Here is a 22,103-nt window from a genome sequence, read left to right on the forward strand (position 1 = left end):
CGCCCAACCAGGCTAGAGAGCGCTCTCTCCGATTTCCGGCAGGGCTTTGCCCTCGGGTGAGGGCAAAGCCGGGCCGGTCAGAACAGCTCTTCGGCTCCCGTCTGGGCCGGGGGCCGGGCGGCGGGCGGAGTGTCGGCGGCCAGGGAGCCGCCCACCGCGCCGATCGTGTGGGTCAGGCGCAGGCCGGAGCCGTCGCGGCGGCTGATCTCCTCGGGCAGCGGGATGGGCTTGCCCGTCGCCGAGACCGCCTTGGCCGGGGCCGGGCCGACCCACGCGAGCAGCAGGACGTCCTCGCCCTTCAGGAAGCGCTGGGCGCGTACGCCGCCGGTGGCGCGGCCCTTGGCGGGGAACTCGGCGTAGTCGGAGACCTTGCCGCCGCCCACCTGCGTGCCGGGCAGGGCGGTGGCCGATCCCGCGACCGTGACCACCTGGGCCGGGCGGGACGGGTCGACGGCGCCGAAGAAGATGACCCCGGCGTCGCCGTCGAGCCTGATGCCCGCCATGCCGCCCGCCGGCCGGCCCTGGGGGCGTACGGAGGAGGCGGAGAAGCGGAGCATCTGCGCGTCGGAGGTGACGAAGACCAGGTCGGCGTCCTCGGAGTCGAGTTCGACGGCGCCGATCACGCGGTCGCCGTCCTTCAGCGTGATGACCTCGAAGTCGTCGCGGTTGCCCGGGTACTCGGGCACGACCCGCTTGACCACGCCCTGCGCGGTGCCCAGGGCGAGGCCGGGGCTGTCGGGGTCGAGCGAGCCCAGGCCGACGACGCTTTCCCCCGGGCCGAGCGTGATGTACTCGGCCACCGGATGCCCGCCGGACAACGACGGCGGGTTGGCCGAGGGCGGCAGCGTGGGCAGGTCGGCCACCGCCACGCGGACCATGCGGCCCTCGGAGGTGACGACGCCGACACTGCCGAGCGCCGTACTTCGCACCGCGGAGACCAGCACGTCGTGGGCGGTGCGCTCGCCTTCGCCGGGCAGCGCCGTGGCGTCGGGGGTGCGGGCGAGCAGCCCGGTGGACGACAGCAGCACCAGGCACGGGTCGTCGGCGATCATCAGCGACGCCACCGGCGTGCGGGCCACTCCGGCCGACTCCAGCAGCACGGTACGGCGCGGCGTGCCGTACTTCTTGGCCACCTCCGCCAGCTCGGCGGAGACCACCTGACGCAGCCGCGCCTCGGAGCCGAGGATCTCGCTGAGCTCGGCGATCTCCGCGCTCAGCCGCTCCTTCTCGCTGTCGAGCTCCAGCTTGTCGAAGCGGGTCAGGCGGCGCAGCGGCGTGTCGAGGATGTAGGCGGCCTGGATCTCGGTCAGCTCGAAGACGTCCATCAGGCGCCGGCGGGCCTGGCCGGAGTCGTCGGAGGAACGGATGACCTGGATGACCTCGTCGATGTTGAGCAGCGCGATGATGAGGCCGTCGACCAGGTGCAGGCGCTCCTGGCGCTTGCGGCGGCGGTACTCCGAGCGGCGGCGCACGACGGTGATGCGGTGGTCGACGTAGACCTGGAGCAGTTCGCGCAGGCCCAGCGTGCGGGGCTCGCCGTCGACGAGCGCCACGTTGTTGATGCCGAAGGTCTCCTCCATCGGCGTCAGCCGGTAGAGCTCCTCCAGCACGGCCTCGGGCACGAAGCCGTTCTTGATCTCGATGACCAGGCGCAGGCCCTTGTGCCGGTCGGTGAGGTCCTTGAGGTCGGCGATGCCCTGGAGCTTCTTGCTGGTCACCAGGTCCTTGATCTTGGTGACCACGCGCTCGGGGCCGACGGCGTAGGGCAGTTCGGTGACGACGATGCCCTTGCGGCGCGGGGTGATCTGCTCGACCGTGCACTTGGCGCGCATGCGGAAGGTGCCGCGGCCGCTCTCGTAGGCGTCGCGGATGCCCTGCAGGCCGATGATCGAGCCGCCGGTGGGCAGGTCGGGGCCGGGCACGTACCGCATCAGCTCGTCGAGCGAGGCCTCCGGCTTCTTGATCAGGTGGCGGGCGGCGGCGACGACCTCGCCGAGGTTGTGCGGCGCCATGTTGGTGGCCATGCCGACGGCGATGCCGGTGGTGCCGTTGACGAGCAGGTTGGGGAAGGCGGCCGGCATGACCGTGGGCTCGGTCTCCTGGCCGTCGTAGTTGGGCTTGAAGTCGACGGTGTCCTCGTCGAGCGACTCCACCATGAGCATGGCGGCGGGAGCCAGCCTCGCCTCGGTGTAGCGCATGGCGGCCGGCATGTCGTCGGGCGAGCCGAAGTTGCCGTGGCCGTCCACGAGCGGCAGTCGCATCGAGAACGGCTGCGCCAGGCGCACGAGCGCGTCGTAGATCGCGGAGTCGCCGTGGGGGTGGAGCTTGCCCATGACGTCGCCGACGACGCGCGAGGACTTGACGTGCCCGCGGTCGGGGCGCAGCCCCATCTCGCTCATGGAGTAGAGGATGCGGCGCTGCACCGGCTTCAGACCGTCGCGCGCGTCTGGCAGCGCGCGTTGGTAGATGACCGAGTAGGCGTACTCGAGGAAGCTGGTGCGCATCTCGGAGGAGACGTCGATGTCGACGATCCTCTCCTCGAAGTCCTCCGGAGGCGGGGTCGTGGTGCGTCGGGCCATGTCGAACATTTTGACGGAGGATCGGGGGTGTACGCGACTCAATGGCCAGACGAGTATCTTGACCAAGCAATTGCTTGGGACGTACGTTCAGGCCATGATTGAGTTTCACCCTGTGACCAAGCACATCGGCGCCGAGGTGACCGGGGTCGACCTGCGCAAGCCGCTGGCGCCCGAAGAGGTGGCCACACTCCGCGAAGGCTGGCTGCGCCACCTCGTGCTGTTCTTCCGCGACCAGCACATCGACGACGACCAGCACCTGCAGTTCGCGCTGAACTTCGGCACGCTCAACCATCCGGCGTTCAAGAAGGACTCGGGCAGCCCGATCCACGTGCTGGACCAGACCGACCCCAAGGGCGAGGGCGGCGACGAGTGGCACAGCGACAACACCTTCGAGCCCACGCCGCCCATGGGCTCACTGCTGCGCTGCGTCCAGCTGCCGAGCGTCGGCGGCGACACCTGCTGGGCCAACACCTACCTGGCTTACGAGACGCTGTCGCCGTCCCTGCAGCGGCTGTGCGACGAACTGACGGCCGTGCACGACATCACGATGTCGATGAAGAAGGCCATCTCCAAGGGGCACCCCTTCGACCTTGAGGAGATCCAGGCGAAGTGGCCGCCGATCGAGCGGCCGGTCGTCCGCACCCACGCCGAGACGGGGCGCAAGGCCCTGTTCGTCAACCGGGCCTCGACCACACGCCTGGCCGGGCTGACCGACCGGGAGAACGAGGCGCTGCTGCCCCTGCTCATCGACCACATCCGCTCGCCCGAATACCAGGTACGCCTGCGGTGGCGGCCGGGCACGATGGCGTTCTGGGACAACCGTCCCACCCAGCACTACGCGGTGGCCGACTACACCGAGCGCCGCCGGATGCACCGGGTCACGGTCAACGCCTTCCCCGAACACCAGGACGGCGCCTAGGAGCCCCTTCCCCGATGGGCACCCTTGACCCTAGAATGAGTTAGGAAACTTTCCTAATAAGCTGGGAGTCAGGGTGAAACTCGCCGTTGTCGGGGGCGGCTCGACGTACACGCCGGAACTAATCGACGGGTTCGCCCGCCTGCGCGATGATCTGCCGATCACCGAGATCGCGCTGATCGATCCGCACGCCGAACGCCTCGAACTGGTCGCGGGCGTCTCCCGCCGCATGCTCGCGCGAGCGGGGCATCCGGCGAGAGTCATCGCCACGCCCTCGGTCGAGGAGGGCGTGGCCGGGGCACAGGCCGTGCTCTTCCAGCTGCGGGTCGGCGGCCAGGCCGCCCGCAACGTGGACGAGACGCTGCCGCTGCGCTGCGGCTGCGTGGGCCAGGAGACGACCGGCGCCGGCGGCCTCGCCAAGGCGCTGCGTACCGTCCCGGTCGTGCTCGACCTGGCCGAGCGGATGCGCGAGCATGCCCCGGACGCCTGGATCGTCGACTTCACCAACCCGGTCGGCATCGTCACCCGCGCCCTGCTCGACGCCGGTCACCGCGCGATCGGCCTGTGCAACGTCGCCATCGGCTTCCAGCGCACCTTCGCCCGCTACCTCGGCGTCGAGCCGGACCGGGTCAGCCTCGGACACGTCGGCCTGAACCACCTCACGTGGGAACGCGCCGTATACCTCGACGGCGAGGACGTCCTGCCCCGCCTGCTGGCCGAGCACGGCCAGGAGATCGCCGACAACATCGGGCTGCCGCCGGAGCTGTTCGCCCGCCTGGGCGTCGTGCCCTCCTACTACCTGCGTTACTTCTACGCCCACGACATCGTCGTCGCCGAGCAGCGCACCAAGCCCTCGCGCGCCGACGAGGTGGCCGCGATGGAGACGCGGCTGCTGGAGATGTACGCCGACCCGGCCGTCGACACCAAGCCCGAACTCCTGGGCAAGCGCGGCGGCGCCTTCTACTCCGAGGCCGCCGTCGCGCTCATCGCCTCCCTGCTCGGCGACCGCGGCGACGTCCAGGTGGTCAACACGCGCAACGCGGGCACGCTGCCGTTCCTGCCGGACGAGGCGGTCATCGAGGTGCCCGCCACGATCACCGCGGCCGGTGCCGCCCCGCTGCCCATCGACCCGCTCGACCCCCTCTACGCCGGCCTGATCGCCAACGTCTCCGCCTACGAGAGCCTCGCCCTCGACGCCGCGATCCACGGCGGCGCCGACCGCGTGCGCAACGCGCTGCTGGCCCATCCGCTGATCGGCCAGGAAGCCGTCGCGGGCGAGCTCACCGACCTGCTGCTTGAGGCCAACGCCGCGCACCTGCCGTGGGTGAAGCCGTGAGCACGCTGCTCGCCGTCGACGGGGGCAACAGCAAGACCGACGTGCTCGTGCTCTCCTCCGACGGCACCGTGCTGGCGCGCGGGCGGGGCGGGCCGTTCGTCCCGCAGAGCGCCGGCGTCCCCGCCGCCGCCGACGTCCTCGAAGACGCGGTACGGCAGGCGCTCGGACCCGGCGCGGCCCCGCCGTACGCCGACCGGATGGCCGCCTACCTGGCCGGCGCCGACCTGCCCGCGGAAGAGGAAGCCCTGGCCGCCGAGTTCGGCGCCAGAGGCTTCGCCCGCGACATCGTGGTCGGCAACGACACCTTCGCCCTGCTGCGCGCGGGCGCCTCCGGCCCGTCCGGCGTGGCCGTGGTCTGCGGCGCCGGCATCAACGCCGTCGGCGTCTCCCCCACCGGCCAGGTGGCCCGCTTCCCCGCCATCGGGCCGCTCGTCGGCGACTGGGGCGGCGGCGTCGGGCTCACCAACGAGGTCATGTGGCACGCCGCCCGCGCCGAGGACGGCCGCGGCGGCCCCACCGCCCTGGCCGGCCTGGTCACCTCCCACTTCGACGCCCCCACGGTCGAGCAGGTGGCGCTCGACGTGTACTTCGGCCGCCTCGACCCGCTGCGCCTGCTGGAGCTGACCGCCGGCCTGCTGGACGTGGCCGCCGCCGGCGACGAGATCGCGATCGGCCTGGTCACCCGCATGGCCGACGAGATCGTCGGCATGGCCAGGGTCTGCCTGACCCGCCTGGACCTGCTGGAGACGCCCACCGAGGTGGTGCTGGGCGGCGGCGTGCTGCGGGCCAGGCACCCGCTGCTGATGGACCTGCTGGACGCCCGCTTCGTCCAGCACACCCCGGCGGCCAAGCCCGTCGTGACCGACACCCCGCCTATCGTGGGCGCGGCACTGAACGGCCTGGACGCCCTCGGCACCACGCAGGAGGCCGAAGCCCGGCTCCGCGCACAGTTCTGACCGGGGGCTACCGTCCGGACGGTAGCCCCCGATCGCGCTGGGGAGCACGTGCGCGTTGGGGCGGCGCGTTGGGGCGTGGCGGCGGCCCCGACGAAGCCGCCGCACGTGCCGTGCGGCGGCTGGGCCCGTGGTGGCTAGGCGTCGATGTGGTCGCGGTCCACTTCGGCCGCGCTGCTGACGATGAACTCGCGCCGCGGGGCCACGTCACTGCCCATCAGCAGGTTGAAGATGCCCTCCGCCGCCTCGGCGTCCTCGATGCGCACCCGGCGCAGGATCCGGTGGCGCGGGTCCATCGTGGTCTCGGCCAGCTGGTCGGCGTCCATCTCGCCCAGGCCCTTGTAGCGCTGGACCGGGTCCTTCCACCGCTTGCCGCGCCGTTCGAGATCGCGCAGGACCTTGTGCAGCTCGGCGTCGGTGTAGCAGTAGATGTACTTGTCCTGGCCCCGGCCCGGATTGGTGAGCTCGATGCGGTGCAGCGGCGGCACGGCGGCGAACACGCGCCCGGCCTCGACCATGGGCCACATGTAGCGGTGGAACAGGGTCAGCAGGAGGGTCCTGATGTGGGCGCCGTCGACGTCGGCGTCGGCCATCAGGATGATACGGCCGTAGCGTGCGGCCTCCAGGTCGAACGAGCGGCCGGACCCGGCGCCCACCACCTGGATGATCGCGGCGCACTCGGCGTTCTTCAGCGTGTCGGCGACGGACGCCTTCTGCACGTTGAGGATCTTGCCCCGGATCGGCAGCAGCGCCTGGAACTCCGAGTCGCGGGCCAGCTTCGCGGTGCCGAGGGCGGAGTCACCCTCGACGATGAACAGCTCGCTGCGGTCGACGTCGTCGCTGCGGCAGTCGACCAGCTTGGCGGGCAGCGCGGAGTTCTCCAGGGCGCTCTTGCGGCGCTGGTTGTCGCGGTGCTCGCGGGCGGCGATGCGCGCCTTCGCGGCGGCCACGATCTTCTCCAGCATCGCGCGCAGCGGCTGCTTCATGCCGCGCGGCGGGTTGGTGAAGACCGCCTTGAGCTCGCGCGAGACCACGTGGGAGACGATGCGGGTGGCCGCAGAGGTGCCGAGAACCTCCTTGGTCTGGCCCTCGAACTGCGGCTCGGGCACCCGGACGGTCACGACGGCGGTCAGGCCTTCGAGGATGTCCTCCTTGGTGACCGGGTCGTCGCCGTTCTTGAGCAGCCGGGTCTCGCGCAGTTGCTCGTTGAGCGTCTTGACCAGCGCGCGCTCGAAGCCGGTGACGTGGGTGCCGCCCTTGGGGGTGGCGATCACGTTGACGAACGAGCGGATGGTCGAGTCGTAGCCCTTGCCCCAGCGCACCGCCACGTCGACGGTCAGCTCACGCTGGACCTCGGTGGGGGTCATGTGGCCCTGGTCGTCGAGGACGGGGACGGTCTCGTGGAAGTGGCCGAGCCCCTGCAGCCGCTGCACCTCGCAGACGGCCTCGTCGCGCGCCAGGAACTCGGTGAACTCGGAGATGCCGCCGTCGAAGCGGAACTCCTCGGTCTGGCCGTCGTGGATCAGGGCCAGCGTCAGGCCCGGCACGAGGAAGGCGGTCTGGCGCAGCCGTACGTGGATCTCGTCGATGGAGACCTCGGCCTCGGCCAGGAAGATCTGGGTGTCGGCCCAGAAGCGCACCCGGGTGCCGGTGACCTTCTTGCGCAGCTTGCCGCCGTCGCGCAGGCCGGACTTCTTCTTGAACTTGGCCGTGGGGCCGTCGCCGTCGAAGACGCCGGGCACGCCGCGCCTGAAGCTGATCAGGTGGATCTGCCCGTCGCGGTCGACCTCGACGTCCAGGCGCGAGGACAGCGCGTTGACCACCGAGGCGCCCACGCCGTGGAGTCCGCCGGAGGCCGCGTAGGAGCCGCCGCCGAACTTTCCGCCCGCGTGGAGCTTGGTGTAGACGAGCTCCACGCCGGCAAGCCCGCTCTTGGGCTCGATGTCCACCGGGATGCCGCGGCCGTCGTCACGCACCTCGATGGAGCCGTCCGGGAACAGCTCGACCTCGATACGGGTGCAGTGACCGCCAAGCGCCTCGTCGACGCCGTTGTCCACGATCTCCCAGAGGCAGTGCATGAGACCGCGGCTGTCGGTGGACCCGATGTACATGCCAGGGCGCTTGCGGACGGCCTCGAGGCCCTCAAGCACCGACAGGTGACGAGCTGTGTAACCCGCCTCCACTACCGTCACTCCCGCTCCTCTGGTCTAGCCATCGAACACGTGTGCGTAGCTTACCGTTCTTCCCGCTGACGCGCGTACAAGCTTGCCATCCCGGCACGTTTGCCGTTACCAACCGGCTGATCATCATTACTTTCGGACACATTCCGCTCTCGGCGTAGCGACGCGCCGGTTGGGAACGTCCAGGTCCGGTTAGATGTTGTCTCAAGTGACTGCGCCAGATCCTCGCTTCGGCGGGGGTGACCAGAAAGGCGATACGTGACTGGAGCTCTCGCCCCCGTTAAGCCGCTGACGGCCCTCGACCGTTGTGACCGTTGCGGTGCCCAGGCCTACATTCGTGCGACCCTGCCGGTAGGTGGGGAGCTGCTGTTCTGCGCCCACCACGGGCGACAGCACGTGGCGGCACTGCGCGATAAGGGCGCCGATATCCTGGACGAATCGGCCCGACTCAGCGAAACCCCTACGATTGCCCCCGACAGTGAGCGCTGACTCAGCACTCGCTCCGAGATAACCACATATAGCGCTACGCACGACGCGGCCGCCCCTTCAGGCGAGGGGCGCCGCGTCGTGCTGTTTCAGGACCCCTGTGTACGGCCCGGCGCCCCCATACCTTCGCCCACCCGGTAGTGGTAGCCCTCTCCGGCCACCTCGAAGCCCTCGCCGCGGTAGAGCCCCATGGCGTTCTCGTTCGCCTCGGTGACCACCAGGTAGGCCGACGACATCCCGGCCGATACGGCGCGCCGTACCAGCGCCCTGATCACACTGCGGCCCAGCCCCCGGCGGCGGGCGGCGGGCAGGGTCGCCATGCAGTAGATCCCGAGCGTGTCCCCCTGCGGTACGCCGCGGCCGACGGCCAGGGGCACGCCGTCCTGCTCGACGGCGGCGTACCAGGCGGGCACCCCCGTCACGATGCGCCGCGCGTCGCCGATCCGGTCGGCGTAGCGGCCGTCCACGGACCACCAGGCGTCCATCCAGGCGTCCCAGGGCTCGTCCTCGATCCGCACGGGGTGCGCGGGCGCCTCGGGCAGGGAGCCGAGGCGGGCGGCCATGGCCAGGACGGGCCGCGTACGCCGGTAGCCGCGCCGTTCCAGGACCCGGTCGAGGGCGGGATCGCCGACCGTGAAGACGGGCTTCAGGCCGCGCTCGGCGTAGAACCTTTCCGCGTATGCCAGTGCCGCGTCCATGTCCTCCGGTACATTCCGGGCATATACCGAGTTGGCCCGATCGGTCACGCCACCGGCGTATCGCAGGACCCAGCCGTCGCGCTCGTGTTGTTCGAACGCCGGCCACGCCTCGTGCACCAACCTGCGAAAATCCATGACAAAAGCCATGAACGGCACGATATCTATTACGATTCCCCAGGTGTCCTCCCCATCCCACGAAACGTCGCCGCGCGGCCGGGCCTGGATGTGGTTCGCGGGCCTGGCCGCCGTGATCCTCCTCCCGCTGGCCATCGCGTGGCCGCTTGGCGGGCTGGCGGACGCGGGCAAGAACGAGCCGCCCAGGACCGCGCTGGGGCAGAAGCTGACCGGCAACCGCTTCCAGCTCGTGCCGAAGAAGGCCGCGTACACCACCAGCGACCCCAACCCGTCGCCCTTCGGCGAGCCCGACAAGGGCCGGTACGTGGTGCTCGACCTGGACGTGACCAACGTCAGCCGGTTCCCCGCGTCCCTGTCCGACATGGCCGCCCGCCTCGCCATCAAGCTCGACGGCAAGCCGCTCGACCAGATCATGTCCATCAAGGACCAGCTGATCATGCGTCCGGGCGACAACCGGGGCAGCCTGCTCAACCCCGGCATGGCCGAGACCGTCCGCCTGTCCTGGGAGGTCGCCGCCGGGGCTCCGGACCCCAGGCGGCTGAGCGTCGCCGTCCACGACGAGGACTACAAGCCGAGCTGGTCGCTGCTGGGCTACTACTCGGGCACCTCGCTCTGGTACCGGCAGGACGATCCGCGCTGGATACTCGACACCCCGCTGGAGCGGGCATGAACAAGCTGATCGCGCTGGTCGCCTCGGCGCTGCTGCTCGTGGCCGTCGGCGCCGCCCAGCGGCTGCGGCCCGACGCCGACCGCGTCTACCAGCCCCTCTCCTCGACCGGTGCCATCGGCCAGGACGTCCACACCACCCCGTACACCGTCCGGGTGGAGCGCGCGGAGACCGGCCGCGAGCTGGTGCTGACGGGTTTCCTGGACAAGAAGGAGAAACGCGCCACCAAGGGCGTATGGGTCGTGGTCCACCTGACCGCCATCGCCACCCAGGAGCGGGTCCAGCTGGGCACCGTGGAGCTCCAGGCGTTGAACGGCACCCGCTACGCGGCCACCGACCGCTTCTCCACCCTCGACTCGGCCGACCTCGAGGCGGGCATCCCGCAGCGCGGCGCGATCGCCTTCGAGCTGCCGCCGGACGCCGTCAAGGGCGCGATCCTGCGGATCACCAAGGCGAGGTACACCACCATCCACCGGCTCAACGCCGCGCTGGGCCCCGGGGTCGAGGTGCCGCTGGGGCTGTCCGGCGCCGCCGTACCGACGGTGACGATCGAGGAGGAGACGTGAGCGGGCGGCGCGCGAAGCGCGACAAGGGCGTGAAGCACCTCTGGTACGGCCTGGGCCTGGCCGCCGCCGTGGCGGCGCTCGTGGCCGTGCAGGTCGTGCCCAAGCTGGAGGACTACGGGCTGCGCTCCGGCGGCGAGCCCATCGACGCCGCGGCCGGGTCGGGCGCGGTGTTCGAGGGCTCGACGTGGCGGCTGATCGGCATCGGCCGGACCTCGGGCGACGACCTCCCGCCCGGCACCACGGCCGTCACCGCGGTCATCGGCGTCATCCCGCGCGACGCGGCGGCCAGCGAGGCCATGTCCAAGGGCTGCGAAACGGCCGTCCGCGACGCCCGCGCGCGCATGTGGACACCGACCACGCGGGTGAAGGGCGTCCCCAAGGTCTCCACGCTGTGCACCCGGATCGACGAGAAGACCTACAAGCCGATCCTGGCCAAGCCGGGGGTGGAGGCGAAGTTCCAGGCGAGCTTCGCCGTCCCGGCCGACGCGGTCAGCTCTCTGCGGGTTGAGGTGCGTCTTCGCGACCACCACGAGAATTTCGTACGGCTGACGCCGTCCGCAGCGCCATCTGCAGGGCCGCCGCCAGCAGGCTGATCCGCAGCACCTCGTAGACCGCCGTGACCCCGAACTTGATCGGCCCGTGCCACACGGTCCACCAGTTGCTCTCGTGCGCCCCGATCAGGTTGACCACGCCGACGAACGCCCAGTCGTGGCCCACGCCCAGCAGCGTGTAGCACAGGCAGAACACCAGGAAGAAGACCGGCCCGGCGCGCAGCACCATGCGCAGGCCGTTCAGCATGGGCGTGTACTTGTCACGCAGGTCGCGCGAGACGAACTCGGCCACCTTCCGCACCGGCTCCGGCGCCGCCTCCTTCACCCGTCCGGCGCCCGACTCGACCCGGGTGCCCTGGATCAGGGCCTCGCCCTGGCCCATCTCGCGGCCGTAGACGACGGCGGCGATCGTCACCCAGACCAGGGGCAGGACCAGCGCGTCCTTGAGATTCGGCACGACCACCGCGACGGCCTCGCCCACCGGCCCCAGCACGCCGCCGATGACGTCGGCGGCGGCCACCCAGGCGGACCTGGAGGTCAGCCACGCGATCCGCTCGCCGATCCAGTGCTCGACGCTGATCACCGCGAAGAACATCCACATGGACTCGAGCGCGATCGACAGCAGCCCGAGCCGCCCCTTCGGCCACCGCTCGTACGCCTTGCCGACCGCGACCCGGGCCGCGAACGCGCCCAGGGCGATGACCGAGGTGGTGAGCAGCGGGTTGAAGCTGAGGTTCTCGATCTCCTGCACCCCGAAGAGCTCCTGGGACAGGATGCTGTACTGCCGCACGTCGTCGGTGAACAACCCCCAGGCCCCGTAGAAGGCCAGGAACGGCAGCATGGTCTGCGCGATCAACGTCGACAGCCGCCCGCCCTGCCCTTCGGCGGCGCCGGTCAGGATCGCGTTTCTGCGCAGCACCTGCAGCATGGCCACGTACGAGGCCAGGGTGGCCAGCACGGCCAGGCTCATGACCGCGAAACCCAGGTACTTGCGCGGGGCCTCGACGTCACCGGCGTACACGGCGCCGACGAGGATCAGGTCGTGGACCACCCGGCCCACCGTGTAGAAGAAGGCGAGGGGCAGGAAGGACCGCACTGCCAGGACAAGTGCATCCCAAGGCAGCCAAACTGGGGAGAGTGACGCTTTCATCGCTGTGGATGCTACCGGCCCTAAGCTGTCTGACGTGCTGATTCTGCTGCCGCCGTCCGAAGGCAAGGCGCCGGAGGGTTCCGGCGCCCCGCTGGGCGAGCTCTCCTTCCCCGCGCTGGACAAGGCCCGCAAACGCGTGCGAACCGCCGTCGCCAGGGCCTCCAGGCGCCGCGACGCCATCGACGTCCTCGGCCTCACGCCTGGCCTGGCGGCCGAACTGGAGAAGAACCTCGCGCTGGAGAGCGCACCGGCGCTGCCGGCCGCCGAGCTCTACACCGGCGTCCTGTACGACAACCTCGGCCTGGCCACCCTCTCCCCCGCCGAGTCGCGCAGGGCCGAGGAGTCGCTGCTGATCTTCTCCGGGCTGTGGGGCGTGCTGCGGATCACCGACCGGGTCCCGCCGTACCGGCTGTCCATGGGCGTGACCCTGCCCGTGCTGGGCGGGCTCGCCGCCTTCTGGCGTCCCTTGATCACCAAGCAGCTCGACGGGCTGCCGGGGCTGGTGGTCGACATGCGCTCCGGCACTTACGCGGGGGCGTGGAAGCCGGGCGACCGCTCGGTCGCGGTGCGGGTCTTCCGCGGCGGCAAGGTCGTCAGCCACATGGCCAAGGCCACCAGGGGCGCGATCGCCCGCACGCTGATCCGCTCGGGCGAGGACCCCGCGACCCCCGCCGACCTGGCCAAACTCCTCGACGCGTACGGCTTCGCCACCACCCTGGGCCCCCAGCCCAAGCCCACCCACCCCTGGCACCTCGACGTGGAGGCCACCGCCTAGCTCGCGAACACAGGCAGGTGGGCCCGGCACGAGCCATGCGATCGCCGGGGCCGTCACGAGCCCCGCGCCCGTCAGCGCGCCACGAGACCGTCCGTAACCGCGTCGATCAGCCGGTCCATGATCGCGGGATACAGGTCGGCGCCCAGCTCGCCGGCATGCAGCGGCACCAGCAGCACGGCGCGCAGCACCCCCACCACCACCCGGGGATCCCCCGCCAGCCGCCCCTCCACGAACTCCAGCAGATCCGCCAGCGGCCCGCCCTCCGCCTGCGCCATCCGCTCGGGCGTGAGCTTGGTGGCCAGCAGCGCGACCTCCTCGGGATGCGCGAGGAGCCGCCGATAGAGCGGATTGGCCTCCAGCTCCGCCACGGTGGCCCGCAGGAACCGGCGCAGCGAGTCCCGGGTGTCCTCGCCCCGGCTCAGCCCTTCGTCGATCACCCGCCGCCTGACCTGCTCGCTCTGCCGGAGCATGGCTTCCAGGTAGAGGTCCTCTTTGGAGTCGAAGAAGGCGTACAGGGACGTCTTGGCGATGCCGGCGGGCCCGGTGAGCTCCTGCAGGGACGTCTTGCGCAGTCCTTGGGCCGCGAACAGCCGCGTCGCCGTCTCCAGCAACTGCTCGGTGATCCGTGCCCGCTCACGCTGGTTGAATGCCGGCGGCATGCGCGGCGCCTCCTGTGAACAAAAGTCCGTACCGTTCACAGCGTACCGCACCGCCGTACCCCTTCCCGACGGCCCACCGATCTCACGAAGATCGACTACGCGAAACCCGCACGGGGAGAGCGATCCGGCAAGCCCGTACCTGATAAGGGTCATCCATGGGCTCCTCGCTGATCAACATCACCCCCCTGCTGCCCGTCGCGCTCGCCCTGCTGGTCGCCGTGGGCGCGACGGTCGCCTGGCTGGGGCGCCTGGGTCACGGTCCCGCCGTGGTGACCGCCTGCGCGCGCGCCGCCGTCCAGCTCGGCGCGGTCTCCGTCGTGATCACCTGGGTGCTGACACTGCCGGTCGCGATAGCGGCGTTCGTCCTGCTCATGTACGGCGTGGCCACCTTCACCGCCGGCCGCCGCATCACCGGCGGCCAGGGCGGCTGGTGGTGGGCCGGCGTCCCGATCGCCGCCGGTACCGTGCCCGTCCTGGCCCTCCTGATGGCCTGCCAGGTGATCTCCACCGACGGCCTCGTCGTCATCCCGATCGCCGGAATCCTGCTGGGCGGCTGCATGACCGCCACCACCTTGGCCGGCAAACGCGCCCGCGACGAACTGGCCCAACGCCACGGCGAGGTCGAAGCCGCCCTGTCCATCGGCCTCCTCCCCAGAGGCGCCCGCCTGGAGATCTGCCGCCCCGCCGCCGCACAGTCCCTGGTCCCGGCCCTGGACCAGACCCGCACCGTCGGTCTGGTCACCCTGCCGGGCGCCTTCGTCGGCATGCTGCTGGGCGGAGCCACCCCACTGGCGGCCGGGCTGGTACAGCTGGTGGTCCTCATAGCCCTGCTCGCCGCCGAGGCCATCGCCTGCGTCGCCACCATCGAACTGGCCGCCCGCGGTACCTGGCCCTGACCAACAGAGAGTAACCACCACCCCTCTCGCACAACACTCCCCCCACCAACCACACGTCGCCACAAGATGACTACCTTTGGCGGCGTTTGGGAAGAAATATGCACATATGTCCGATCAGCCAAGGAGGCCGCCGTGCGACGTCTAGCGGGAACCATCGTGGCCACCGCGGTCATCACCGTGACCTCATGGGCGGCCCCTCCCGCCGACGCCCACACGGCCAACGCCAACGGGCCCACGATGACAGCCACCGCCCGAGGCGAAGCCCAGGCACCGCCAGTGACCTGAACCCACAATCAGCCCACTCACAACCCCGGCTAGCACCGCCAAACGCGCCCCAACCCCCCGTGCCCGCCCAGGGCCCGCACCGCGCCGCACACGCGCCGGGCGCCGCCGACTCGTGTCCCACCGCTCGGGACAGTCGCCACTCTCACCGATCCGGCCGACCGGCCCTGAGACCTCGCTCGTGACGGAAGCTGTCGGTGCTGGTCGCGCTGAACCAGGGCGGCTGGCAATGCACACCCGATGCGCCGGGCGGAGGCCCCACCACCGGCGCGGCCTCCGATCAGCGCAAGATGGGGAGGGGTCCTGGAAACGCGCAGGCCCCGCACCCCACCAGAGGTATGGGGGCCTGGAAACGCGCAGGCCCCGCACCCGCCAGGGGTACGGGGCCTGCGAAAACCAGCTGACTAGTCCAGGTAGTCCCGCAGGACCTGGGACCGCGACGGGTGTCGCAGCTTGGACATCGTCTTCGACTCGATCTGGCGGATCCGCTCCCGGGTCACGCCGTAGACCTTGCCGATCTCGTCCAGCGTCTTCGGCTGCCCGTCGGTCAACCCGAAGCGCATCGACACGACGCCCGCCTCTCGCTCCGACAAGGTGTCGAGAACGGAGTGCAGCTGCTCCTGCAGCAGCGTGAAGCTGACGGCGTCGGCCGGAACGATGGCCTCGGAGTCCTCGATGAGGTCACCGAACTCGCTGTCGCCCTCCTCGCCCAGCGGCGTGTGGAGGGAGATCGGCTCGCGGCCGTACTTCTGGACCTCGACGACCTTCTCGGGCGTCATGTCCAGCTCACGGGCGAGCTCTTCGGGCGTGGGCTCGCGGCCGAGGTCCTGCAGCATCTGCCGCTGGACCCGGGCCAGCTTGTTGATCACTTCGACCATGTGGACCGGGATGCGGATGGTCCGCGCCTGGTCGGCCATGGCGCGGGTGATCGCCTGCCGGATCCACCACGTGGCGTACGTGGAGAACTTGTAGCCCTTGGTGTAGTCGAACTTCTCGACGGCGCGGATCAGGCCCAGGTTGCCCTCCTGGATCAGGTCCAGGAAGAGCATGCCGCGGCCGGTGTAGCGCTTGGCCAGCGAGACCACCAGGCGGAGGTTGGCCTCCAGGAGGTGGTTCTTGGCCCGGCGGCCGTCCTCGGCGATCCACTCCAGCTCCGCCCGCACGTCGACGGGCAGGTTGTCGACCTCGCCGCCGAGCTGCTCCTCGGCGAACAGGCCGGCCTCGATGCGCTTGGCCAGCTCGACCTCCTGCTCCGCGTTGAGCAGGGGGACCTTGCCGATCTGCTTGAGGTAGTCCTTGACCGGGTCGGCGGTGGCTCCCGCGGCGGCCACCTGGGCGACCGGGGCGTCATCGTCGTCGTCGGAGAGGATGAGGACTTCTTCCTCGTTCTTCTCCGGCACCGCGGCGGCGGCCGCGGCTTCGGCCTTGGGCTCTTCCTCGGCGTCGTCGTCGGACTCTTCGCCCTCGGTCTCGGCCTCGGCGACGATCTCCTCGTCGTCGACCTCGATGTCCTCGAGGTCTTCGAGATCGACATCGCCCTCCAGGTCGATGTCCTCGTCGTCGGCGCCTTCCTGGGCCTTGGGCTTGGTGTCGGCCGGGCCGGTGTTGTTGTTCTCCGGCTTGTCGGCCTTCTTGGCAGGTGCGGCCTTCTTGGCCGCCGGAGCGGCCTTCTTGGCAGGAGCAGCCTTCTTGACGGGCTCGGCTTCAGCCGCGCCCACGACCGCGGTCACGGTCTCGGGCTGCTGCTCCTTGGCGGCCGCTGCGGTCTTCGTCTTGACGGGGGCAGCGGTGCGGCGCTTTGCTGGACCACGAGACTTCTTCGGTGCCGCCGAATCCGCGGCGGTCACCACCACGGTCACGCCCTCTTTACTGAGGTTCCGCAAGAACGCGGCGGCGTGCGACATCGGGATGTCCGCCTCCTCGAAGGCTTGGCGGACATCCTCAGACTCGAGGAAACCCTGCGAGCGCCCACGCTCGAGCAGTCGCTGAATGACGGGCTCGTTCAGCTCTTGTGGCTTCGAGCGAGTCGAACTTGCAGGCGACACGAACACCTCTCGAACGAACGCGTGGCGACAATGGACCCAGATCCCCGCTGGGGGGCTATGCCTCTCTAGGAGTACGGCGAGGCCGTGCGGAGCGCAAACGGACCATCCAGCATTCTGGCATGACCCAGCACTTCATACGGCCACCTCCCGGCGGTTGACCTCCACCCTAGGCCGACCCGGACAGTAGTGCGTACGTAAGGGCGGCACTGATACCCGAAAGCAACCCTTATGACTGTTTCATTCAGTCACTCTTCGTGGCCGGCGGAACATGAATGGCCAGCGCGGTAACGTCATCATCCTGTTCATATCCCGACAACATCCGGTCTACCAGGAAGTCCAGCAGCATATGCGGACTACTGACCACCTCGGGCGGAGCTTCGGTCACAACAGAGCAAAGTTCCGCGAGACCGGCGTCCAGCCCGCGCTTCCTGTTTTCCACCAGACCGTCGGAGTAGAGCACAGCGGTATGGCCAGGCGGCACCACGAACCGGAACTGCCTTCGGCTGGTCGGCCAGCCTAGCGGAGTACCGGGCTCGGCGTCGCACAGAATCGCCGTGCCCTGCGGTGAAACCAGCACGGGCGGCGGGTGACCGGCCAGCGCCAGCGTCCCTTCTCCCGTCACCGGCTCGACCACCATGTACGCCAAAGTCGTGACCTGCTCCTCCTCTTCGGTGGCCTCGAAGACCCGGTCGAGACCGGTCAGCACGGCCGCGGGAGGCGGGTTGGTCAGCGCCAGCGCGCGCATGGCGTTGCGGATCCGGCCCATGCCGGCGGCGGCCTTGACGCCCTTGCCCATGACGTCACCGACCACCGCGGCCACCCGGCCGTCCTGGAGCACGAAGGCGTCGTACCAGTCGCCGCCGACCTGCACGTGGCGGCTTCCGGAACGGAACCGCTGCGCCAGCACCAGCCCCTTGACCACGGGCAGCCGGTCGGGCAGCAGGCTGCGCTGCAACGTCTCGGCGGTGCGGTGCTCGCGCTCGAACAGCGTGGCCCGCTCGACGGCGAGCGCGCACTGCCCGGCCAGCGCCTCCAGGAAGACGCCGTCCTCCTGTGAGATCTTCTGGGGCCGCGTGAAGGAGAAGCGCAGCGCGCCCAGGGCCCGGCCCGCGGCCAGCAGCGGCAGGCCCACCCAGGCCCGCTCGTCGCTGTGCTTGAGGTAGGCCGACAGGACCTCCTCGCTGCCGCCGGCTTCCAGCAGCTGCGACTTGAGGCTCTCCGGCGACTCGGCGAAGACCGGCCGGCGGCTGTTGACCGCGATCGTCATCACGCTGGTGTGGGCGAGCGGGATCTCCTCACCCGCCGCTCCCGGCACCTCGGGCACGCCCTCGCCGTTGATCAGCTGCAGCATGGCGCGGTCGGGATCGAGCAGCGCCACCGCGGAGCGGTCGGCGGCCAGCGCGGTGCGCCCGACGTCGATGATGACCTGGACCACGTGCTCGACCGTCAGCGCCTCGGCGAGCAGCGCGGTCGCGCCCTGCAGCCTGGCCGTGCGCAGCGCGGCGGCGCCCAGCTGGTCGGTCAGCCGGCCGCGCATCTCCTCGGCCTCGCGCTGCGGGGTCACGTCGGTGTTGGCGCCGACCCACTCGACCACCCGGCCGTGCCTGATGATCGGTACGGCCCGCACCTCGAAGTGCCGGTAGCCGCTGGCCCGGGTGCGCACCCGGTAGTTCCACTCGAACATGGTCCGCCCGCGCAGGGCCTCGCGCCAGGCCTCCTCGGTCTGCTGGCGCTCGTCGGGATGGACCGCGTCGAGCCAGCCCTGCCCCAGGTACTCCTCCAGCCCCTGGCCGGTGATGGCGCGCCACTGGGGCGCGTCCTCGACCACCGCGCCCGTGGGCGAGGTGATCCACACCAGCTGGGACTGCGCCTCGACCAGCGAGCGGTAGCGCTCCTCGCTGCGGCGCAGCTCCTCCTCGGTCTGGCGGCTCTCGGTCACGTCGAGCCCGACCAGCGCGACGGCACGCAGCTCGCCGCCCTCGTCGTGGATCGGCGAGAACGACAGCGACCAGTGCCGCGAGTCACCCTCGGCCGAGCGAACGCGCACCCGGCTCTCCGTGACGGGACCGTCGCTCTCGATCACGGCCTGTACGGCATGCGTGATCAGCTGGCTGAGGTCGGCGGTGAGCGTCTCGACCGGCGGCTTTCCGATCAGCCTGTCCGCGGGCACGCTGACGACGTCGGTGAACACGTCGTTGACCCGCTGGACGCGGCCTTCGACGTCGAAGAAGGCGAAGGCGAACTCCGCCTCGGAAAGCAGGCCCTTGAACAGGCCGGAGTCTGAGATGTCCACATCCGACTCCCGGGGACGGGGAACGGAGGTCTCGGCGCTCATGGTCGGCACCTCCGTCGCGTGCCAGGGTCTCCCACGCGGCACATCTCCATAACTGTGTATCGGCGTAGCGCAGCTCCGGGCGACCGGATTCTGCTGTACATCATCGGCGATGGGTGTGCGCGGACGGAAGCCCCCGCCACCCGCGGGTCTCCACTATGGACAACGCATCCTGTCAAAATCGCTCCACATTACGCAGCAAGATCAGGCTACTTGGCCTTCGCCGCCCTTTTGGCCTCTTGCTTGGTTGCCCTGACCTTGCCCAGGCTCTCCGGGTCGGTGACGTCGGCCACCGACCTGTGGGAACCCTCCTCGCCGTAAAGTCCGGCCGCCTCGCGCCAGCCGGGTGGCCGCACGCCGAGCTGCTTGCCGAGCAGAGCCAGAAAAATCTGTGCCTTCTGCTTGCCGTAGCCCGGAAGATCTTGCAGTCGCTTGAGCAAGTCCTTGCCGTCGGCGGCGTCGGCCCAGATCCGCTCGGGCTCACCCTCGTAGCGTTCGACGAGGTAGGCGGCCAGCTGCTGGACGCGGCCCGCCATCGACTTCGGATAGCGGTGCACGGCGGGTTTCTCGGCCAGCAGCGCGGCGAACGCCTCGGGGTCGTAGGAGGCGATCTCCCCGGCCGTGAGGTCGTGCCCGAGCCGCTCGGAGATGGTGTGCGGGCCGGTGAACGCCCACTCCATCGGGATCTGCTGATCGAGCAGCATGCCGACGAGCAGGGCGAGCGGGCTGCGGCCGAGCAGCTCGTCGGCCTCCGTCCGCTGGGCGAGCTGGATGCGCATGGCACCAGCTTCGCACGAAAGGGTCTCTCACGTTCGGTGGTCCGCACCGCCGCACCTCCAGCCGGGCGAGAACGTCTAGTAAACGTAGGGAACACAGTCGGCCTGGAGGCTTGACACCGGCCCGAGAACAGATGAAATGAGAGCGCAAGTCGCCCGCGTCCGTCTCCGGGGGGTTTGCCCTCGGGCTTGCAGAGGAATCTCACGACTATGCTCGCTCTGGCCACACGCATGCTCAAAGAGCCAGTTAGTCATCGGCTGGCCGAAGAGTTTCTCACCGTGCCTGTCGACACGATCGACCGATGTGTGGCCGATGTGTGCGCCTGCGCGGAGCACCTCGGCATCGAGGCGACTCCCCAGATCGTGGAGCGCATCGCGCGCGAGCACCTGCTCGCCATCGTGAACTCCGCGCCCCCGCCCCGTAGCGCCCGATAACATCGGGGTCACCAGGCTGCGTGAAACGCGCCGTTTGTGCCTGGAATGCGAGAGAGTGAGGGCGTGCGCCGACATCGAACCGATCCTGATGAGGTCTTCCAGGAGATGCTGCAGGCGGCGCGCGAACTTCTCGCCGTACGGACGCCGCTCGACGCGGAGCTGATGGTCTCCGACATGATCGGCGCCTGGTGGGGAAAGCGCGTCAAGGGCGGAGACGTCGAGCAGGTGCTCGGCGAGGGGCTGGTCGACTACGCGGCCAAGGCCGGCACGCCCGCCTCGCTGACGCTGCTCATCTGCCTGGCCTACCTCGGCACCGCGCGTCAGGGCGCCAAGGCCGAGGGCGCGGCCCTGGCGATGATGGAGGGCGGCGTGGCCAGGCCCGGCTGGGCCGACCGGGTGGGCGCGGTCAAGCCCACCGGCTGTTACGTCTCCCGCGACGCCTACGGCGACCAGGACACCGTGATCTGCACCTTCGCCTACCGGTGGGGCGAGGCCGCCGCCGACCGCCCCCAGGACCGGCACGCGCTGGTCATGGTCGTCGACCACAACATGAACGGCATGGCGCGCGACGCCTGGGTCTCCTCCCACGTGGAGAAGCTGCTTGACCAGGCCAGGACCGAGGCGGAGGCCGACCCGATGCTGCTGTTCGAGGAGATCGAGCCGCAGCAGGCGCGGGCGCTGCTGGAGTCGGCGATGAAGGCCACCGGCGGAGCGCAGGAGCTCGACGGGAGAGAGCGGGGCACGAGCCAGCGGGCGGCGAAGCGGGCGCGACCGTCGACCACGGTGCCCAAGACGCCGCCGCCGGTCAGCGACAGCTACAGCGCCTACCACGCCTTCGCCCGCTCCCGGCTGAAGGCGCTGCCGCCCGGCCGCAAGCGCCCGGCGCCGCTGCACATCGAGGCGCCCTACAGCCGCGAACGGCGGGCCATGCTGGCCGCGGAGTTCCTGTCCTCCGACGCCGCCGAGCACCTGTCGGACCCGTCGGCGGCCTCGCGCTGCGCCGACCACATCATCGACTACGGCTGCGAGCAGGACTTCAACCGGCCGATGCGGGTCAGCCCGGTCAAGTGCGAGACGTTCCTGCTGGACTGGCTGCCGCGCAAGGTGATGCTGAGCCGGGCCGAGCAGGAGGCGATGCCGCACGTGCTGTCGGCGTGGGTGCGCTTCGCGGCGGGCCGTACCGGACTGCCGGAGCGTGGACTGCGCGCGACGCAGGACGCGGTGTGGGAGGCGACCGCGAAGTTCCCCGAGGCCTACCGCGACCCGACCTCCTTCGGCCTGGACCTGCCGCTGCTGGAGCGGCTGCTGCCGGACGGCGACCTGTCGGCGCTGGCCAGGCGGGTCTTCGCCTTCCCGTACCTGCAGGGCATGCACGGCGACATCGACCTCGACAAGCTGGATCCGGCCGACCAGGCCGACCGGCGCACGCTGCTGCGCTTCGACCACGTGGGCGAGATCGACGAGGAGCACCTGGCCTGGCACGAGGAGATCGCGACCAGGCTGTGGGACGGCGACCCGCCGCAACTGTGGGAGGCCGCCCAGCGCCTGCTGGACCTGGGGCACGACCGCCACGACGTGCTGCACGTGCTGATCGAGATCGCCGAGCGCATCGGCGGCGACCCCGAGGAACTCGCCGCCGCCCTCGACGACATCGCCGACATCCCCGACGAGATCTAGCACCATGCC

General features: G+C 70.3%; 20 protein-coding genes. 12 read left to right on the forward strand and 8 right to left on the reverse strand.

The annotated features are described in order from the left end of the window. Positions 1-77: 77 nt before the first annotated feature. The gene (locus ACIBKY_RS28085) at positions 78-2,588 is read right to left on the reverse strand and encodes a DNA topoisomerase (ATP-hydrolyzing) subunit A (RefSeq protein ID WP_397101002.1); all 2,511 of its coding nucleotides are present in this window, start codon (positions 2,586-2,588) and stop codon (positions 78-80) included. An 85-nt stretch (positions 2,589-2,673) separates the two neighbouring features. On the opposite strand from ACIBKY_RS28085, the gene ACIBKY_RS28090 reads away from it, so the two are divergent. The 3 genes from ACIBKY_RS28090 to ACIBKY_RS28100 all read left to right on the forward strand — a co-directional run bounded on the left by ACIBKY_RS28090 (position 2,674) and on the right by ACIBKY_RS28100 (position 5,787). Beyond that, positions 2,674-3,498, forward strand: a complete 825-nt coding sequence (locus ACIBKY_RS28090) for a TauD/TfdA dioxygenase family protein (RefSeq protein ID WP_397101004.1) — start codon at positions 2,674-2,676, stop codon at positions 3,496-3,498. A gap of 73 nt (positions 3,499-3,571) precedes the next feature. Beyond that, positions 3,572-4,831, forward strand: coding sequence for a 6-phospho-beta-glucosidase (locus ACIBKY_RS28095; protein ID WP_397101006.1), 1,260 nt, complete (start codon positions 3,572-3,574; stop codon positions 4,829-4,831). Further along, positions 4,828-5,787 carry an N-acetylglucosamine kinase gene (locus ACIBKY_RS28100; protein ID WP_397101008.1) on the forward strand — a complete coding sequence of 320 codons (960 nt, stop codon included), beginning with the start codon at positions 4,828-4,830 and terminating at the stop codon, positions 5,785-5,787. The genes ACIBKY_RS28095 and ACIBKY_RS28100 overlap by 4 nt, the downstream gene beginning before the upstream one ends. A gap of 134 nt (positions 5,788-5,921) precedes the next feature. On the opposite strand, the gene ACIBKY_RS28105 is transcribed toward ACIBKY_RS28100, so the two are convergent. Then, positions 5,922-7,976 (reverse strand): type IIA DNA topoisomerase subunit B, encoded by a 2,055-nt coding sequence (locus ACIBKY_RS28105; RefSeq protein WP_397101010.1) that lies wholly within the window; start codon positions 7,974-7,976, stop codon positions 5,922-5,924. Between the two features lie 246 nt (positions 7,977-8,222). Here ACIBKY_RS28105 and ACIBKY_RS28110 point away from each other — a divergent pair, with 246 nt between their 5' ends. Next, on the forward strand, positions 8,223-8,453 hold the full coding sequence (locus ACIBKY_RS28110) for a hypothetical protein (RefSeq protein WP_312896826.1): 231 nt from the start codon (positions 8,223-8,225) through the stop codon (positions 8,451-8,453). An 86-nt stretch (positions 8,454-8,539) separates the two neighbouring features. Here the strand turns inward: ACIBKY_RS28110 and ACIBKY_RS28115 are convergent, their stop codons facing one another. After that, positions 8,540-9,295: a GNAT family N-acetyltransferase gene (locus ACIBKY_RS28115; protein ID WP_397101012.1), complete on the reverse strand. Its 756-nt coding sequence runs from the start codon at positions 9,293-9,295 to the stop codon at positions 8,540-8,542. 31 nt (positions 9,296-9,326) lie between these two features. Here ACIBKY_RS28115 and ACIBKY_RS28120 point away from each other — a divergent pair, with 31 nt between their 5' ends. From ACIBKY_RS28120 to ACIBKY_RS28130, 3 genes are read left to right on the forward strand one after another with little or no spacing between them, the layout of a single operon-like run. Continuing rightward, on the forward strand, positions 9,327-9,953 hold the full coding sequence (locus ACIBKY_RS28120) for a hypothetical protein (RefSeq protein WP_397101014.1): 627 nt from the start codon (positions 9,327-9,329) through the stop codon (positions 9,951-9,953). Continuing rightward, positions 9,950-10,516: a hypothetical protein gene (locus tag ACIBKY_RS28125; RefSeq protein ID WP_397101016.1), complete on the forward strand. Its 567-nt coding sequence runs from the start codon at positions 9,950-9,952 to the stop codon at positions 10,514-10,516. Before ACIBKY_RS28120 ends, ACIBKY_RS28125 begins: the two co-directional genes overlap by 4 nt. Beyond that, positions 10,513-11,109: a hypothetical protein gene (locus ACIBKY_RS28130; RefSeq protein WP_397101018.1), complete on the forward strand. Its 597-nt coding sequence runs from the start codon at positions 10,513-10,515 to the stop codon at positions 11,107-11,109. Before ACIBKY_RS28125 ends, ACIBKY_RS28130 begins: the two co-directional genes overlap by 4 nt. On the opposite strand, the gene ACIBKY_RS28135 is transcribed toward ACIBKY_RS28130, so the two are convergent. After that, on the reverse strand, positions 11,006-12,163 hold the full coding sequence (locus ACIBKY_RS28135; RefSeq protein WP_397101020.1) for a hypothetical protein: 1,158 nt from the start codon (positions 12,161-12,163) through the stop codon (positions 11,006-11,008). The two genes, ACIBKY_RS28130 and ACIBKY_RS28135, sit on opposite strands and share 104 nt — an antisense overlap. 88 nt (positions 12,164-12,251) lie before the next feature. On the opposite strand from ACIBKY_RS28135, the gene ACIBKY_RS28140 reads away from it, so the two are divergent. Further along, complete coding sequence (locus ACIBKY_RS28140; protein WP_397101021.1) at positions 12,252-12,992, forward strand: YaaA family protein; 741 nt, start codon at positions 12,252-12,254, stop codon at positions 12,990-12,992. A gap of 71 nt (positions 12,993-13,063) precedes the next feature. On the opposite strand, the gene ACIBKY_RS28145 is transcribed toward ACIBKY_RS28140, so the two are convergent. Then, positions 13,064-13,651 (reverse strand): TetR/AcrR family transcriptional regulator, encoded by a 588-nt coding sequence (locus ACIBKY_RS28145; protein ID WP_397101023.1) that lies wholly within the window; start codon positions 13,649-13,651, stop codon positions 13,064-13,066. A 155-nt stretch (positions 13,652-13,806) separates the two neighbouring features. Here ACIBKY_RS28145 and ACIBKY_RS28150 point away from each other — a divergent pair, with 155 nt between their 5' ends. Together ACIBKY_RS28150 and ACIBKY_RS28155 are read left to right on the forward strand one after the other, a co-directional pair. Further along, positions 13,807-14,547: an ABC transporter permease gene (locus ACIBKY_RS28150; RefSeq protein ID WP_397101025.1), complete on the forward strand. Its 741-nt coding sequence runs from the start codon at positions 13,807-13,809 to the stop codon at positions 14,545-14,547. Between the two features lie 132 nt (positions 14,548-14,679). Then, the gene (locus ACIBKY_RS28155) at positions 14,680-14,832 is read left to right on the forward strand and encodes a hypothetical protein (RefSeq protein ID WP_397101027.1); all 153 of its coding nucleotides are present in this window, start codon (positions 14,680-14,682) and stop codon (positions 14,830-14,832) included. Between the two features lie 401 nt (positions 14,833-15,233). On the opposite strand, the gene ACIBKY_RS28160 is transcribed toward ACIBKY_RS28155, so the two are convergent. The 3 genes from ACIBKY_RS28160 to ACIBKY_RS28170 form a co-directional block, all read right to left on the reverse strand. Continuing rightward, entirely contained in the window at positions 15,234-16,874 is a 1,641-nt protein-coding gene (locus ACIBKY_RS28160; protein WP_379609492.1) for an RNA polymerase sigma factor, read from the reverse strand. 241 nt (positions 16,875-17,115) lie between these two features. Next, positions 17,116-19,209 carry a SpoIIE family protein phosphatase gene (locus ACIBKY_RS28165; RefSeq protein WP_397101028.1) on the reverse strand — a complete coding sequence of 698 codons (2,094 nt, stop codon included), beginning with the start codon at positions 19,207-19,209 and terminating at the stop codon, positions 17,116-17,118. Between the two features lie 206 nt (positions 19,210-19,415). Continuing rightward, positions 19,416-19,985 (reverse strand): HhH-GPD-type base excision DNA repair protein, encoded by a 570-nt coding sequence (locus tag ACIBKY_RS28170; protein ID WP_397101029.1) that lies wholly within the window; start codon positions 19,983-19,985, stop codon positions 19,416-19,418. A 276-nt stretch (positions 19,986-20,261) separates the two neighbouring features. Here ACIBKY_RS28170 and ACIBKY_RS28175 point away from each other — a divergent pair, with 276 nt between their 5' ends. Together ACIBKY_RS28175 and ACIBKY_RS28180 are read left to right on the forward strand one after the other, a co-directional pair. Continuing rightward, positions 20,262-20,417, forward strand: coding sequence for a hypothetical protein (locus ACIBKY_RS28175; protein WP_379609489.1), 156 nt, complete (start codon positions 20,262-20,264; stop codon positions 20,415-20,417). Between the two features lie 105 nt (positions 20,418-20,522). Continuing rightward, positions 20,523-22,094, forward strand: coding sequence for a hypothetical protein (locus ACIBKY_RS28180; RefSeq protein ID WP_397101327.1), 1,572 nt, complete (start codon positions 20,523-20,525; stop codon positions 22,092-22,094). Positions 22,095-22,103 lie beyond the last annotated feature (9 nt).

The organism is Nonomuraea sp. NPDC050394, from assembly GCF_044459065.1.
Taxonomy (GTDB): domain Bacteria; phylum Actinomycetota; class Actinomycetes; order Streptosporangiales; family Streptosporangiaceae; genus Nonomuraea.